The sequence below is a fragment of the Metapseudomonas phytobenefica genome (genome assembly GCF_043392685.1).
GTDB lineage: Bacteria > Pseudomonadota > Gammaproteobacteria > Pseudomonadales > Pseudomonadaceae > Metapseudomonas.
The window spans coordinates 46994-60659 of sequence record NZ_JBHZGM010000007.1 but is presented as its reverse complement, the minus strand read 5'-3'; the positions used below and the strand labels follow the sequence as shown (position 1 = coordinate 60659).

Genomic DNA, 13666 nt, shown 5'->3' with positions numbered 1-13666 from the left:
TTCCCCTGGCCAGTTCCGCTGGCCCAGTTCAGGTACACCATGAAACCAGCCCGCCTGCGCGCCGATATCCTGGCCGGACTCACCACGTCCTTCGCACTCGTTCCCGAATGCATCGCCTTCGCCCTGGTCGCCCATCTCAATCCGCTGCTGGGCCTGTACGGCGCCTTCATCATCTGCACCCTGACGGCCCTGTTCGGCGGCCGGCCGGGAATGGTCTCCGGCGCGGCGGGTTCGATGGCGGTGGTGATCGTCGCCCTGGTGGTGGAGCACGGCGTGCAGTACCTGCTCGCCACCGTGCTGCTCGGCGGCCTGGTCATGATCGCGTTCGGACTGCTGCGCCTTGGCAAGCTGGTGCGGATGGTTCCCTACCCGGTGATGCTCGGCTTCGTGAACGGTCTGGCCATCATCATCGCGCTGGCCCAGCTGGAGCATTTCAAGAGCGGTGAAGACTGGCTGGCCGGCACGCCGCTGTACCTGATGCTGGCGCTGGTGGCGCTGACCATGGCCATCGTCTACATCCTGCCGCGCCTGACCCGCGCGGTGCCGCCGGCGCTGGTGGCGATCCTCGGTGTCGGCCTGCTGGTCTACCTGCTCGGCCTGCCCACCCGCACCCTGGGCGATATGGCGCATATCGCCGGCGGCCTGCCTAGCCTGGCGCTGCCGGAGATTCCCTGGAACCTGGAAACCCTGAAGATCATCGCGCCCTACGCGGTGCTGATGGCGCTGGTGGGCCTGCTGGAAACCCTGCTGACCCTGAACCTCACCGACGAGATCACCGAAAGCCGTGGCTTCCCGGATCGCGAATGCGTGGCCCTGGGCGCGGCCAACATGGTGTCCGGTGCCTTCGGCGGGATGGGCGGTTGCGCCATGATCGGCCAGACGGTGATCAACCTCAGCTCCGGCGGCCGGGGCCGGCTTTCCGGGGTGGTGGCCGGGGTGATGATCCTGCTGTTCATTCTGTTTCTCTCGCCGCTGATCGAACGCATTCCGCTGGCGGCGCTGGTGGGTGTGATGTTCGTGGTGGCCCAGCAGACCTTCGCCTGGGGCTCGCTGCGGGTGGCCGGCAAGGTGCCGCTGAACGACGTGCTGGTGATAGTCGCCGTGACCATCATCACCGTCTTCACTGACCTGGCCACCGCCGTGCTCTGCGGCATCATCATCGCCGCGCTGAACTTCGCCTGGCACCACGCCCGCGAGCTCTACGCCGACAGCCACCACGAGGCGGACGGCAGCAAGCTGTACCGCGTCCATGGCACGCTGTTCTTCGCCTCCAGCACGCCCTTCCTCAACCAGTTCGACCCGGCCGGCGACCCCGCCCAGGTGACCCTGGACTGCCAGCACCTGAGCTTCGTCGACTACTCGGCCATCGCCGCGCTGAAAACCCTGCGCGAACGCTACGCCAAGGCCGGCAAGCACCTGCGCGTGGTGCACCTGTCCGAGCGCTGCAAGAAGCTGCTCAAGCGGGCCGGCGAACAGCACTGACCCCTTTTTCGCGAATGAATTCGCCCCCACACCCCAAAAAGAAAAACGCCGCGCGGATGCGTGGTCCGCGCGGCGTTGGGATCTTGCGGCGGATCAGTCTTGCAGGGATTCCACCCCAAGTTCGTCCCACACGGCTTCGGCCAGGTGGAAGGTGGCGTTGGCCGCGGGGATGCCGCAGTAGATCGCGCTCTGCATGATCACTTCCTTGATCTCGTCGCGCGTCACGCCGTTGTTCTTGGCGGCGCGCAGGTGCAGCTTCAGCTCGCCCTCGCGGTTCATGCCAATGAGCATGGCGATGGTGACCAGGCTGCGGGTGTGGCGCGGCAGGCCCGGGCGGGTCCAGATATCACCCCAGGCGTGGCGGGTGATCATTTCCTGGAATTCTTCATTGAACGGCGTGAGGTTCTGCAGGCTGCGGTCCACATGGGCGTCGCCCAGCACCGCGCGGCGAACCTTCATGCCGGCTTCGTAGCGTTCTTTCTCGTCCATCGATGTGTCCTCGGATGGAGATCGTAGGAGCGAGCTCTGCTCGCGAACCGCTTCGCGAGCAAGCTCGCTCCTACATCAATAGTCAGGCAGTGAGGAATGCCAGCACGCGCTGGCTGAAGGCATCTCCGGCCTGCACGTTGGACAGGTGCGCGGCGTGGAACTCCACCAGTTCGGCACCGGCGATGCGCTCCTGCATGAAGCGGCCGTGTTCGGTGGTGGTCACTGCATCACCGCTGCCGCAGACGATCAGGGTCGGGACGCCGATGCGGCCAAGCTGCTCGCGGTAATCGGCGTCACGCACGGCGGCGCAGTTGGCGGCGTAACCCTCGGGCGAGGTCTGCGCCAGCATGCCGACGATGGGTTCGACCTTGGCCGGTTCGGCCTCGGCGAACTCCGGGGTGAACCAGCGGGAGATGGAGGCATCGCGCAGGTCGCGCATGGCCTGGGCGCCGCCGGACAGTACGGTGTCGATGCGCGGGTTCCAGACTTCGGGGGAGCCGATCTTCGCAGCGGTGTTGCACAGCACCAGGCGCTCGATGCGCGCCGGAGCGTTGATGGCCAGCCACTGGCCGATCAGGCCGCCCATGGACAGGCCGCAGAAATACGCCTTCTCGATGTCCAGGGCATCCAGCAGGGCCAACACGTCAGCGCCCAGTTGCTCGATGCTGTAGGGGCCTTCGCTGACCAGGGACTTGCCGTGGCCACGGGTGTCGTAGCGCAGCACCTGGAAGTGCTGGGTGAACGCCGGGATCTGCGCATCCCACATGTGCAGGTCGGTGCCCAGGGAGTTGGACAGCACCAGGACCGGCTTACCGGCCGGGCCTTCGAGGAGGTAGTTCAGGTCGCCATCGGCGAGTCGTACGGCAGGCATGGAAAACTCCTAGCGCGAGAAATGCTTGTGTTCGGCAAGGGCCCGCTCCACCCAGCGGCGGGCCTGGCCAAGGTAATGGGCCGGATCGAGCAGGCGGTCCAGCTCGGCGGCGGAAAGTTGTGCGCTGACCTCGGCATTGTCGCCGAGCACGGCGCGCAGGTGGGCGCCCTCCTTCACCGCCTGGCGGCAGCACTGCTCCACCAGGTGATGGGCAGCGTCGCGGCCGATGCGCTGGGCGAGCGCGATGCTCACCGCCTCGGCCAGCACCAGCCCCTGGGTCAGGTCGAGGTTGCGGCGCATGCGCGCGGCGTCGACTTCCAGGCCGGGCACTACCAGCAGCGCCTGCTGCAGGGCACCGGAAACCAGGCAGCACAGCTCCGGCAGGGTTTCCCATTCGGCGTGCCACAGGCCGAGGCTGCGCTCGTGTTCCTGGGGCATGGCGGCGAACATGGTGGAAACCAGGCCCGGCGCGCGGGTGGCGGCGCCGATCATCACGGCGGCACTCACCGGATTGCGCTTGTGCGGCATGGTGGACGAGCCCCCCTTGCCCGGCGCGGAGGGCTCGAATACTTCGCCCGCTTCGGTCTGCATCAACAGGCTCAGGTCCCGCCCCAGCTTGCCCAGGCTGCCGGCGATCAGGCCGAGCAGGCTGGCGAATTCCACCAGGCGGTCGCGCTGGGTATGCCAGGGCTGGTCGGGCAGGTTCAGCGCCAGTTCACGGGCCAGCGACTCGGCCACCGGCCAGGCCCTTTCGCCCAGGGCGGCCAGGCTGCCGGACGCTCCGCCGAACTGCAGGCAGAACAGGCGCGGCTTGAGTTCGGCCAGGCGCTGGCGATGACGGGTGACCGCGCCCAGCACGCCGGCGAGCTTCATGCCCAGGGTGACGGGCGTAGCCTGTTGCAGCCAGGTGCGGCCCGCCAGCGGTGTATCGGCAAAACGCTCGGCCTGGACCGCCAGGGCTTCGGCCAGGCCGGCCAGGTCCTGTTCCAGCAGTTCGCTGGCGGCGCGCAGCTGCAGCACCAGGCCGCTGTCCATGGCGTCCTGGCTGGTGGCGCCCAGGTGCACGTAGCGTTCGGCGTCCGTGCTCTGTGCGGCGACCCGCTTGCCGAGGGCCTTCACCAGGGGAATGGCGGAATTGCCAGCACTGGTGATGGCCTGGGCCAGGGCGGCGAAGTCGTAGAGTTCGGCGTTGCAGGCCGCCTCGATGGGGGCGACGGCGTCGACGGGGATCAGTCCCACGCTGGCTTCGGCGCGGGCCAGTGCCGCTTCGAAGTCCAGCATGCCCTGCACCCGCCCACGGTCGGAGAACACCGCACGCATGGCAGGCGCCGTGAAGTAGGCATCGAAGAGTTGGTTGCTCGGGCTGTTCAAGCCAGTGCTCCGGAATTCGGGATGGTGTTTCGTTTTATAGCAGCCGGCCGCGTGGGGCCAGCTTTTGCGCAGTGCAATCGGTGCGCACGGCGCACCCTACGTCGGGTGTGCCGTGCGCATCGGGAGGCGTCAGACGCGCTCGATGGCCAGGGCCAGGCCTTGGCCCACGCCCACGCACATGGTCGCCAGGCCGAACTTGCCGCCGGATTTCTCCAGCTGGTGCAGCGCAGTCTGGACCAGGCGCGCGCCGCTGGCGCCCAGCGGGTGGCCGAGGGCGATGGCACCACCGTTGGGGTTGACCTTGTCGCTGTCGTCGGCGATGCCGAGTTCGCGCATCACGGCCAGGCCCTGTGCGGCGAAGGCTTCGTTCAGTTCGATGACGTCGAAATCACCGATGGACAGGTTCAGGCGTTCCATCAGCTTGCGCACCGCCGGCACCGGGCCGATGCCCATCACCCGCGGCGCAACGCCGGCGCTGGCCATGCCGAGCACTTTCGCGCGCGGGGTCAGGCCGTGTTTCTTCACTGCGTCGGCGGACGCCAGGATCAGGGCCACGGCACCGTCGTTCACGCCCGAGGCGTTGCCGGCGGTGACGGTCTTGCCTTCACCGTTGACCGGCTTCAGTTTGGCCAGGGCTTCGAGGGTGGTGTCCGGACGCAGGTGCTCGTCCCGGTCGACCACGGTCTCGCCTTTCTTGCCCTTGATCACCACCGGGACAATTTCCTCCGCGAAGAAACCTTCGGCCTGGGCGCGGCCGGCACGCTGCTGGCTGCGCAGGGCGAAGAGGTCCTGGTCCGCGCGGGAAACCTGGTAATCGTCGGCCACGTTGTCGGCGGTCTGCGGCATCGCGTCGACGCCGTACTGGGCCTTCATCAGGGGGTTGATGAAGCGCCAGCCGATGGTGGTGTCTTCGATCTTCTGGGTGCGGCCGAACGCGCTGTCGGCCTTGCCCATCACATAGGGTGCGCGGGACATGGATTCCACGCCGCCGGCAATCGCCAGCTCCATCTCGCCCGCGGCGATGGCGCGGAAGGCTGTGCCCACCGCGTCCATGCCCGAGGCGCACAGACGATTCAGAGTCACGCCGGGAATGCTCTCGGGCAGACCGGCCAGCAGCAGCGCCATGCGGGCGACGTTGCGGTTGTCTTCGCCGGCCTGGTTGGCGCAGCCGAGGAACACTTCATCCAGCTGGTCCCAGTTGACCTGGGGATTGCGCTCCACCAGGGCCTTGAGCGGGATGGCGGCCAGGTCGTCGGCGCGTACCGGTGCCAGGGAACCGCCGAAGCGACCGATGGGCGTACGAATGGCGTCGCAGATGTAGACCTCGCGGCTCATTCCTCACCCCCTTGCTGGCCGTGGGCGGCGGCGGTGCGGGCTTCCAGGGCACGCAGCGCGGTCAGCTCGGTCTCGTTGGGAGCCAGGGTCTCGGCCACGTTCGGCGCGAAGCGGATGGCCCAGCCGGTGTTCTCGATCACCTGCTCGCGGGTCACGCCCGGGTGCAGCGAGGTGACGATGAATTCGTTGGTGCCGGCTTCCGGTTCCATGATGCAGAGGTCGGTGATCAGTGCCACCGGGCCTTTGCCGGGCAGGCCGAGCTGCTTGCGATGGTCACCGCCTTCGCCGTGGCCAACGGAGGTGATGAAGGCCAGCTTGTCGACGAAGGTGCGATGGGACTGCTTGAGGATGATCAGCACTTCCTTGGCGGAACCGGCGATCTCCGGGGCACCGCCCGCGCCGGGCAGACGCACTTTCGGGCTGTTGTAGTCGCCGATGACGGTGGTGTTGATGTTGCCGAAGCGGTCCACCTGGGCAGCACCGAGGAAGCCGACGTCGATGCGGCCGCCCTGCAGCCAGTAGCGGAAGATTTCGCCGGTGGGCACAACGGTATCGGCGGTTTCGGCCAGTTCGCCGTCACCGATGGACAGCGGCAGCACGCTCGGCTTGGCGCCGATGGGGCCGGATTCATAGATCAGCACCACGTCCGGCGAGGAGGTCAGGCGCGCCAGGTTGGCGGCCTTGGACGGCAGGCCGATGCCGACGAAGCAGACGGCGCCGTTCTTCAGGCGGCGGGCAGCCGCCACGGTCATCATTTCGTTGGTGCTGTAGTCGAGGGTCGATTGAGCGCTCATCACTTGGCCTCCGCAATCTTGGCTTGGAACTCGCTGAAATCCTTGGTGCCGCGGATGTACTCATCGATCCAGGCAGTGAAGGTTTCGCGGTTGCGGGCAATCGGGTCCCAGGCCTGGTAGAAGCGGTTGTCGCGCTCGTAGTAGCCGTGGGCGTAGGACGGATGAGCGCCGCCGGGGACGTGGCAAACGGCGGTCAGGGCCCAGGTGGGCAGGACGCAGGCGTTCATCGGCGCGTTCAGGTCGTCGACGATTTCTTCGACGGTGACGATGCAGCGCTTGGCCGCCAGGGCCGCTTCCTTCTGCACGCCGAGGATGCCCCAGAGCAGCACGTTGCCCTTGCGGTCGGCCTTCTGTGCGTGGATCACGGTGACGTCCGGGCGAACCGAGGGCACGGCAGCCAGTTGTTCACCGGTGAACGGGCACTGGATGAATTTGATGTTCGGGTTGACCTTCGGCAGGTCGGAACCGGCGTAGGCGCGCAGTACGGCGAACGGCAGGCCCGAGGCACCGGCCACATAGGAGTTGGCCAGGTCGGCATGGCTGTGCTCGTCGATTTCCAGGGCATTCGGCCACTGTTTTTCCACGGCGTCGCGCAGGCGGTGCAGCGAGCCCACGCCGGGGTTGCCACCCCAGGAGAAGGTCAGCTTGCGGGCGCAGCCGGCGCCGATCAGCAGGTCGTAGACCAGGTCGGGAGTCATCCGCACCAGGTGCAGGTCTTTCTTGCCCTGACGGATGATCTCGTGGGACGCGGCAGTGGGAATCAGATGGGTGAAGCCTTCGAGGGCTACGGTGTCGCCATCGTTGATGAAGCGTTCGACGGCTTCGCGGAGGGAAAGGATTTCAGCCATGGTCGATCTCGTGTGTTGTCCAGGGCGTTTGGGCGCCGGGTGAGGAAAAAGTACTCCCCGGCCCCACCCTGGACAATCCGATAATCGACTATTCGTGCGGTTATCGAACAGATGTGTATCTTGCTATCGAATCTGTTCCGCGCCGCAATTACGCCTTGAAGGAGGCCTCAACCGTCGTAGGCTTTCTTCAATGCCGCGAGGTCCAGCTTCTTCATCTGCATCATGGCGGCGAAGGCGCGCTGGGAACCCTCCGACAGCGAATCCTCGAGCATTTCCAGCATGGCGATGGGCACCACCTGCCAGGACAGGCCGTAGCGATCCTTGAGCCAGCCGCACTGCTGGGCATTCGGATCGCCACCGGCGGAAAGGCGCTCCCAGTAGTAGTCCAGCTCTTCCTGGTCGTCGCAGTGGATCTGGAAGGACACCGCCTCGTTGAAGCGGAACGCCGGCCCACCATTGAGGGCGGTGAAGCGCTGGCCGTCCAGTTCGAAATCCACGGTGAGGACCGACCCCGGCTCCCGGCCGTGGACCTCCCTGCCCGCCTCGCCGTAGCGACTCATGGCCGTGATCCTTGAGTTGGGAAAGATGCCGACGTAGAAGTTGGCGGCGGCCTCCGCCTGGTCGTCGAACCAGAGGCACGGGACGATGGTGTGAATCCGCTTGCTCATGGTGCACCTCCTGATGGGTGGTATGACGATAGACACTCATCCCCTTATCGATTGGTGACCCGACGGATCGACAACCGGCGGTCTCCGTGGGGCGATTTCAATCGCGATGCGGACCGCAGGTTCGCCCCAAGGGGTTTCAGGGGGCAGCTGCGCTGTCCTTCGCGAATGAATTCGCCCCCACAGGAAAGCAAGCCGAAGGCTCAGCCCTGCATTTCCTCCACCAGCACCTTCACCAGTTCCGCTGCGGGCATCTCCCGCGCCAGGGGTGCGCCCTGCCCGGCCCATTGCACGGCGAAGTCGTTGCAGCCCCTGGCGCTGGCGGCGGCGTGCAGGGCCTTGGCGGCATCGTAGGTATTCGGGTAGTCCGGCAGGGCCGGGGCATCGGCGGTGTCGAGATCGGTCCAGAGGCGGTTGACCATGCCACGGGCGGCGCGGCCGGAAATGGCGGCGGTGATGCGCGTCTGATGGGCGCGTTCGCCTTTCAGCGCGGCGCGGTAGGCGGCGTTGGCGGCGGATTCCGGGCACGGCACGAAGGCGGTACCCAGTTGCGCGCCCTGGGCACCCAGCGCCAGCGCGGCACGAATGCCCTGCCCGTCCATGATGCCGCCGGCAGCGATCACCGGCAGACGGCAGTTGCAGGCGATCAGCCTCACCAGAGCCAGGGTGCCGATGCCGGCGTCGCCCTTCTCGGGCTCGAACACGCCACGATGGCCGCCGGCCTCGATGCCCTGGGCAACAATGGCATCGACGCCTGCTGCTTCCACCCGACGAGCCTCTTCCAGGCTGGTGGCGCTGGCCAGCAGGCGGATACCGGCCGCCTTGAGCGCATCGATCCAGTCGCGGGGAGGCAGGCCGAAATGGAAGCTGACCACGGCCGGACGTTCGTCCAGCAGCATCTGCAGCATTTCCGGGTCGGCGAGGAAGCTCTTGTAGATCTCGCGGATGCCGGCCGGCGGCTCGGCGCCGAACTCGGCGAACAGCGGCCGCAAGTGTTCCAGCCAGGCGGCTTCGCGCTGGGCGTCAGCCACGGCCGGGCGGTGGCAGAACAGGTTGACGTTGAACGGGCGGCGGGTCAGTGCCCGGGTCTCGGCCAGCATGGCTCGGGCCTGGGCCGGCGTGCAGGCACCGATGCCGATGGAGCCCAGGGCGCCGGCATTGGACACGGCAGCCGCGAGGGCCGGGGTGGAAACACCCACCATGGGCGCCTGGATGATGGGGTGTTCGATGTCGAGCAATCGGGTGATGGACATGGCGCAGCAACTCCGCAGTGCGTGAATTCCTGGCCAATCTATCTCAAATGAAGGCCCTGCCGATGTTCAGGTGAACGGCCTGGCTGTATTCGCCCAGGGCTACCCGGCCTGCCACTCCACTGGCTCGCCACTGTTTGCCCAGCCCTCGTGGCGTGGCAGGCCATCGTCCGGCAGGGTCAGCAATGGGTGCTTGGAGCGCACGAACACATAGCGGTCCGGCTTGCCGCCGGCATCGCACTCGCGGTCCAGGGTCGGGACGTGAATCAGCTCGAAATCCGGGAAGCTGTCCACGTGCACATACAGGTGGCAACCGCATTCCGAGCAGAAGTAGCGGTGACAGGTGGGCTTGGAATGGAAGCACTTGAGCTTGCCGGCATTGGCGGTGATCTTGAAGGCGCTTCGGTCCACCACGGCGATGATCGCCATGGCGCCGCCGCAGCAATCGGTGCAATCGGTACACAGGCAGTAATGCACTTCCGCGGGTCGGGCGCTGTATTCGTAGCGCACCGGGTTGTCGTCACAGCGGCAGCCGCCGACCGCCCTGAAGGACTCGATCATGACCGTTCTCCCATCGAAGTTGAAGCTGACGCCTGCGCCGCAGCGTGCCGGCGTGCGGGCGTGCAGCAGCGAGGGCCTGGTTCGTGGACGTTGGAAGAACGCCGGGAAACTGTCCCGGAGCGGGCCAGGGCCCGCGCAGGTACGGATCAGGTTGGCCTCACCGCTGCATTGTTCAGATTAGTTCAGAGACGACCGTGCAGCGCCTTCTCGAAGATCCGACTGTAGGTCTGCGCGTCGTAGGGCACCGGGTTGGTGCCCGCCGAAGGATCGACTGCCGCCATCCGTCCGACCTGTTCGATACGCGCGTCGTCGATGCCGATCTCCCCGAGGCTATGGGGAATGTCCAGCTCGCTGCGCAGGTTCACTACCCAGTCGAGCACGCCAGCGAAGCCCGCCTTGGGCAGACCGAGGTAACGGGCCAGGCGAGCCATGGGGCCTTCGATGTGGGCGCGGTTGGCCTGCAGCACGTAAGGCATCAGCACGGCATTGAGCAGGCCGTGGTGGGCGTCGTAGAGCGCGCCAAGGGGATGGGCCAGCGCATGCATGGCGCCGAGGCCGCGCTGGAACGCTGTGGCGCCCATGCAGGAGGCCACCAGCATCTGCAACCGGGCTTCCACGTCGCTGCCCTTGGCGGTAGCCCGTGGCAGGTAATCCTTGACCAGGCGCATGCCCTCCAGGGCGATGCCTTCGGCCATCGGGTGGTAAAGCGGCGAGCAATAGGCTTCCAGGCTGTGGGACAGCGCGTCCATGCCGGTGGCTGCGGTGATTTTCGGCGGCAGGCCGATGGTGAGTTCCGGGTCGAGGATGACGATGGCCGGCAGCATGCGGGCATGGAAGATGATGCGCTTGATATGCGCCTGGTCGTCGGTGATGACCGCCGCGCGCCCCACTTCGGAGCCGGTTCCGGCGGTGGTGGGCACGGCAACCACCGGCGCCATCCCGGCCACATTGACCCGCGAGGCGTTGTCGCCGACATCTTCGAAGTCCCACAGCGGACGGTCCTGCCCCACCATCAGGGCGATGGCCTTGCCGGCGTCCAGCGCCGAGCCGCCGCCATAGGCGATCACGCCATCGTGACCACCGGCCTTGAAGGCCGCCACGCCATCCATCACGTTGGGCCCGGTGGGATTGCCCTTGATCTGGTGGAACAACCCGGCCTTGAGCCCCGAGTCACTGCATTGGCGCAGGGCCGCGTCGATCATCGGCATCGCGGCCAGGCCCGGATCGGTGACCAGCAGCGGCGCCTGCATGCCCAGCTCACGGCAGGCGGCGCTCAGCTCGGCGATGCGGCCGACGCCGACGCGCACCGAGGTCGGGTAGTTCCAGTTCATGCGGAAGTGGCTCAGGTCCATGGTGCGCCTCACAGGCTGGTCTTGAAGTGGAAGGACTTGGGCCGGGTCAGGTGCTCGTAGCCCACCCGCGACAGGGTGCAGCCCCGCCCGGATTGCTTGACGCCGGTCCAGGCCAGCGCCGGGTCCAGGTAATCGCAGCGGTTGAGGAACACCGTGCCCGCCTCCACCCGGTCGGCCAGCGCCATGGCAGCGGCTTCGTCCTGACTGAAGATGGCAGCGGTCAATCCGTAGGGACTGTCGTTCATCAACGCCAGCGCCTCCTCGTCGTCACGTACTTTCTGGATGCCCACCACCGGGCCGAAGGATTCCTCGTTCATTACCCGCATGCCGTGATGAACGCCGGTCAGCACCTGCGGCGCCAGGTAGGCGCTGCCGGGTTCGTCGAGCGCAAAGGCAGACGGGTCCAGATGGGCCTTGGCGCCCTGCCCCACGGCTTCGCGGATCTGCGCCCGAACGAACTCCGCTGCTTCGGCCCGGACCAGCGGCCCCAAGGTAGTTTCCGGATCGTCGGAACGCCCGAGGCGGTACTGGCCCACCAGTGCCACGGCCTGTTCGACGAAGTCATCAAAGAGATCGGCATGCACGTAGATGCGTTCGATACCGCAGCAGGACTGGCCGGAATTGAAGAACGCGCCGTCGATGGCGGTCTCCACCGCATGGCCGAGGTTGGCGTCGGCGCGCACGTAGGCCGGGTCCTTGCCGCCCAGCTCCAGCCCGGTGCTGATGAAACGTCCGGCAGCCGCGCGTTCGACCATGGCGCCGCCCGCCACCGAGCCGGTGAAGGCCACGTGGCGAACCGGTTCGGCCTGGATCAGTCGTTCGGTGTCGCTGTGGGTCAGGTGCAGGTACTGCAGCACGCCGTCCGGCAGGCCCGCTTCGGCGAAGGCTTCGACCATGCGTTCGGCGCAGAGCGGCGTCTGGGCGGAATGCTTGAGCAGCACGCAATTGCCTGCCAGCAGCGCCGGCACCACCGCGTTCACGGCGGTCAGGTAGGGGTAGTTCCAGGGCGCGATGACCAGCGCCAGGCCCAGGGGTTCGCGGCGGATCAGGCGGGTGAATCCGGGTTTGTCTGGCAGGCGGATGTCGGCCAGGGCTTCTTCGGCGATATCGGCCATCCAGGTGGCGCGTTCGACGAAGCCGCGAATCTCACCCGGCGCGTAGCGGATCGGCCGGCCCATCATCCAGCAGAGTTCTTCCGCTAGCTGCGCCTCGCGGGTGGCAAAGGCGGCAATAGCACGGCGAGTGATGGCCACGCGCTCGACAACCGGCACGTCCTTCCACCTCCCGCGCGCAGCTTCGGCCCGCAGTAGCGCGGCGGCGATCTCCGCAGAGGAGGCCCAGGGCCGTTCGACGTAGACCGAGCCATCGATGGGCGAACAGCACTGCAACAAGTGGAGCATCGGAATCCTCCCGGGCAGGGAACGCCGCAGCCCGGCGACCCTGCCGGGCTGCGGCGTTCGCGATCAGTAACGGTACGGCGGGCCGGCCTTGGCCATCAGGGCGTTGTACTTCTTGAAGATCTCCACCACCTTGGCGCAGCGCGGACTGGTCTTGGCGATCTCGTCCCAGAACTTCTGTGCCTCGGCTTCCACCGTCTTCCACTCCTCGTCGGGAATGGAGGTGAGTTGCAGCTTGGTGCCCTCTACCCGCAACTTGGCTTCTCCACCCCAGTACCAGTGCTGGCGGTAGTAGTGGGAACTGTCCATGCACAGCCTGAAGAGGGTTTTCAGGTGTTCGGGCACCTCGGCCCAGCGCTTGGCGTTGGCGAAGTAGGAACCGATCCAGGCGCCGGAGATGTTGTTGGTGAGGAAGTATTTGGTGACGTTGGCCCAGCCGACGGTGTAGTCCTCGGTGATGCCGCACCAGGCGATGCCGTCCAGTTCGCCGGTCTGGATGGCCACTTCCACATCTTCCCAGGGCAGCGTCACCGGGATCACCCCGAAACGGGTGAGGAACTTGCCCGCCGTGGGGAAAGTGAACACCCGCTTGCCCTTGAGGTCCGCCAGGCTGCGGATGGGCTCCACCGTGGCGAAGTTGCAAGGGTCCCAGGACCCTGCGCCGAGCCAGACGACGTCCTTGACCTCGCCGTAGGCCTCTTCCCAGATCTGGTTCAGGCCGTAGGTGTGAAAGAGCGCCGGCACATCCAGGCTGTAGCGCGTAGCGAAGGGGAAATAGCCGCCGAACACCGCCACGTCCACCGGCGCGGCGATGGAGTCGTCATCGCTCTGCACCGCATCGATGGTGCCCTTCTGCATGGCGCGGAACAGCTCGCCAGTGGGTACCAGCTGGTCGGCGAAGTAGAGCTGGATCTCCATCTCGCCGTTGGCCGCCTTGTTGAAGGCATCGATGGAAGGCTTGATCACGTGCTCCGCCAGGGCGGCACCCGCGTAGGTCTGCAAGCGCCAGGTGATCTTCTTCGTCGACTGGGCATGCACGAAAGGTGCGCCCAGGGTCGTTGCGCCGACGGCGCTGGTCGCCACGGCAGCGGTTTTGAGGAACGTTCGTCTGGTACTCATGCTGTCATCTCCAGGAATGTGGATTCGGGTGTCCGGCACCCGCGCAGCGCCGCCTCGTCTAGGAGGCGTTTTCTCAGGTCGGCAAATGGCCCCTCTGTCTTTCACCTTCTCTGTCACGCTTGAAATGCTGCC

At 66.6% G+C, this 13666-nt stretch carries 13 protein-coding genes; 1 reads left to right on the top strand and 12 read right to left on the bottom strand.

Features of this window, described 5'->3' with window-relative positions:
* The first annotated feature begins 39 nt into the window (after positions 1 to 39).
* Entirely contained in the window at positions 40 to 1482 is a 1443-nt protein-coding gene (locus ACFW0B_RS08275; RefSeq protein WP_449147451.1) for a SulP family inorganic anion transporter, read from the top strand.
* A gap of 93 nt (positions 1483 to 1575) precedes the next feature.
* Here ACFW0B_RS08275 and pcaC read toward each other — a convergent pair whose 3' ends face one another.
* From pcaC to ACFW0B_RS08215, 12 genes are all read right to left on the bottom strand, one after another.
* Positions 1576 to 1971 (bottom strand): 4-carboxymuconolactone decarboxylase, encoded by a 396-nt coding sequence (gene pcaC, locus ACFW0B_RS08270; protein WP_449147450.1) that lies wholly within the window; start codon positions 1969 to 1971, stop codon positions 1576 to 1578.
* A gap of 82 nt (positions 1972 to 2053) precedes the next feature.
* Complete coding sequence (gene pcaD, locus ACFW0B_RS08265) at positions 2054 to 2842, bottom strand: 3-oxoadipate enol-lactonase (RefSeq protein WP_449147449.1); 789 nt, start codon at positions 2840 to 2842, stop codon at positions 2054 to 2056.
* Between the two features lie 9 nt (positions 2843 to 2851).
* Positions 2852 to 4213, bottom strand: coding sequence for a 3-carboxy-cis,cis-muconate cycloisomerase (locus tag ACFW0B_RS08260; protein WP_449147448.1), 1362 nt, complete (start codon positions 4211 to 4213; stop codon positions 2852 to 2854).
* Positions 4214 to 4342: 129 nt separating this feature from the next.
* The gene (gene pcaF, locus ACFW0B_RS08255; protein WP_449147447.1) at positions 4343 to 5548 is read right to left on the bottom strand and encodes a 3-oxoadipyl-CoA thiolase; all 1206 of its coding nucleotides are present in this window, start codon (positions 5546 to 5548) and stop codon (positions 4343 to 4345) included.
* Positions 5545 to 6342: a CoA-transferase subunit beta gene (locus ACFW0B_RS08250; RefSeq protein ID WP_449147446.1), complete on the bottom strand. Its 798-nt coding sequence runs from the start codon at positions 6340 to 6342 to the stop codon at positions 5545 to 5547. The genes pcaF and ACFW0B_RS08250 overlap by 4 nt, the downstream gene beginning before the upstream one ends.
* Complete coding sequence (locus ACFW0B_RS08245; RefSeq protein ID WP_449147445.1) at positions 6342 to 7190, bottom strand: CoA transferase subunit A; 849 nt, start codon at positions 7188 to 7190, stop codon at positions 6342 to 6344. Before ACFW0B_RS08245 ends, ACFW0B_RS08250 begins: the two co-directional genes overlap by 1 nt.
* Positions 7191 to 7357: 167 nt before the next feature.
* Complete coding sequence (locus tag ACFW0B_RS08240; protein WP_449147444.1) at positions 7358 to 7858, bottom strand: VOC family protein; 501 nt, start codon at positions 7856 to 7858, stop codon at positions 7358 to 7360.
* A 200-nt stretch (positions 7859 to 8058) separates the two neighbouring features.
* Positions 8059 to 9108, bottom strand: a complete 1050-nt coding sequence (locus ACFW0B_RS08235) for an NAD(P)H-dependent flavin oxidoreductase (protein WP_449147443.1) — start codon at positions 9106 to 9108, stop codon at positions 8059 to 8061.
* A 99-nt stretch (positions 9109 to 9207) separates the two neighbouring features.
* Positions 9208 to 9666: a GFA family protein gene (locus ACFW0B_RS08230; RefSeq protein ID WP_449147442.1), complete on the bottom strand. Its 459-nt coding sequence runs from the start codon at positions 9664 to 9666 to the stop codon at positions 9208 to 9210.
* 182 nt (positions 9667 to 9848) lie between these two features.
* Complete coding sequence (locus tag ACFW0B_RS08225) at positions 9849 to 11018, bottom strand: iron-containing alcohol dehydrogenase (protein WP_449147441.1); 1170 nt, start codon at positions 11016 to 11018, stop codon at positions 9849 to 9851.
* Between the two features lie 8 nt (positions 11019 to 11026).
* Positions 11027 to 12418, bottom strand: a complete 1392-nt coding sequence (locus ACFW0B_RS08220; RefSeq protein ID WP_449147440.1) for an aldehyde dehydrogenase family protein — start codon at positions 12416 to 12418, stop codon at positions 11027 to 11029.
* A gap of 63 nt (positions 12419 to 12481) precedes the next feature.
* A complete protein-coding gene (locus tag ACFW0B_RS08215) occupies positions 12482 to 13534 on the bottom strand; it encodes a twin-arginine translocation signal domain-containing protein (protein ID WP_449147439.1) in 1053 nt (350 codons plus the stop codon).
* Positions 13535 to 13666: the final 132 nt, after the last annotated feature.

Bases quoted from the DNA above. Each gene is read 5' to 3' on its own strand.
- ACFW0B_RS08275 (WP_449147451.1), top strand. From the start codon at position 40: ATGAAACCAGCCCGCCTGCGCGCCGATATCCTGGCCGGACTCACCACG.
- pcaC (WP_449147450.1), bottom strand. From the start codon at position 1,971: ATGGACGAGAAAGAACGCTACGAAGCCGGCATGAAGGTTCGCCGCGCG.
- pcaD (WP_449147449.1), bottom strand. From the start codon at position 2,842: ATGCCTGCCGTACGACTCGCCGATGGCGACCTGAACTACCTCCTCGAA.
- pcaF (WP_449147447.1), bottom strand. From the start codon at position 5,548: ATGAGCCGCGAGGTCTACATCTGCGACGCCATTCGTACGCCCATCGGT.
- ACFW0B_RS08250 (WP_449147446.1), bottom strand. From the start codon at position 6,342: ATGAGCGCTCAATCGACCCTCGACTACAGCACCAACGAAATGATGACC.
- ACFW0B_RS08245 (WP_449147445.1), bottom strand. From the start codon at position 7,190: ATGGCTGAAATCCTTTCCCTCCGCGAAGCCGTCGAACGCTTCATCAAC.
- ACFW0B_RS08240 (WP_449147444.1), bottom strand. From the start codon at position 7,858: ATGAGCAAGCGGATTCACACCATCGTCCCGTGCCTCTGGTTCGACGAC.
- ACFW0B_RS08235 (WP_449147443.1), bottom strand. From the start codon at position 9,108: ATGTCCATCACCCGATTGCTCGACATCGAACACCCCATCATCCAGGCG.
- ACFW0B_RS08230 (WP_449147442.1), bottom strand. From the start codon at position 9,666: ATGATCGAGTCCTTCAGGGCGGTCGGCGGCTGCCGCTGTGACGACAAC.
- ACFW0B_RS08225 (WP_449147441.1), bottom strand. From the start codon at position 11,018: ATGGACCTGAGCCACTTCCGCATGAACTGGAACTACCCGACCTCGGTG.
- ACFW0B_RS08220 (WP_449147440.1), bottom strand. From the start codon at position 12,418: ATGCTCCACTTGTTGCAGTGCTGTTCGCCCATCGATGGCTCGGTCTAC.
- ACFW0B_RS08215 (WP_449147439.1), bottom strand. From the start codon at position 13,534: ATGAGTACCAGACGAACGTTCCTCAAAACCGCTGCCGTGGCGACCAGC.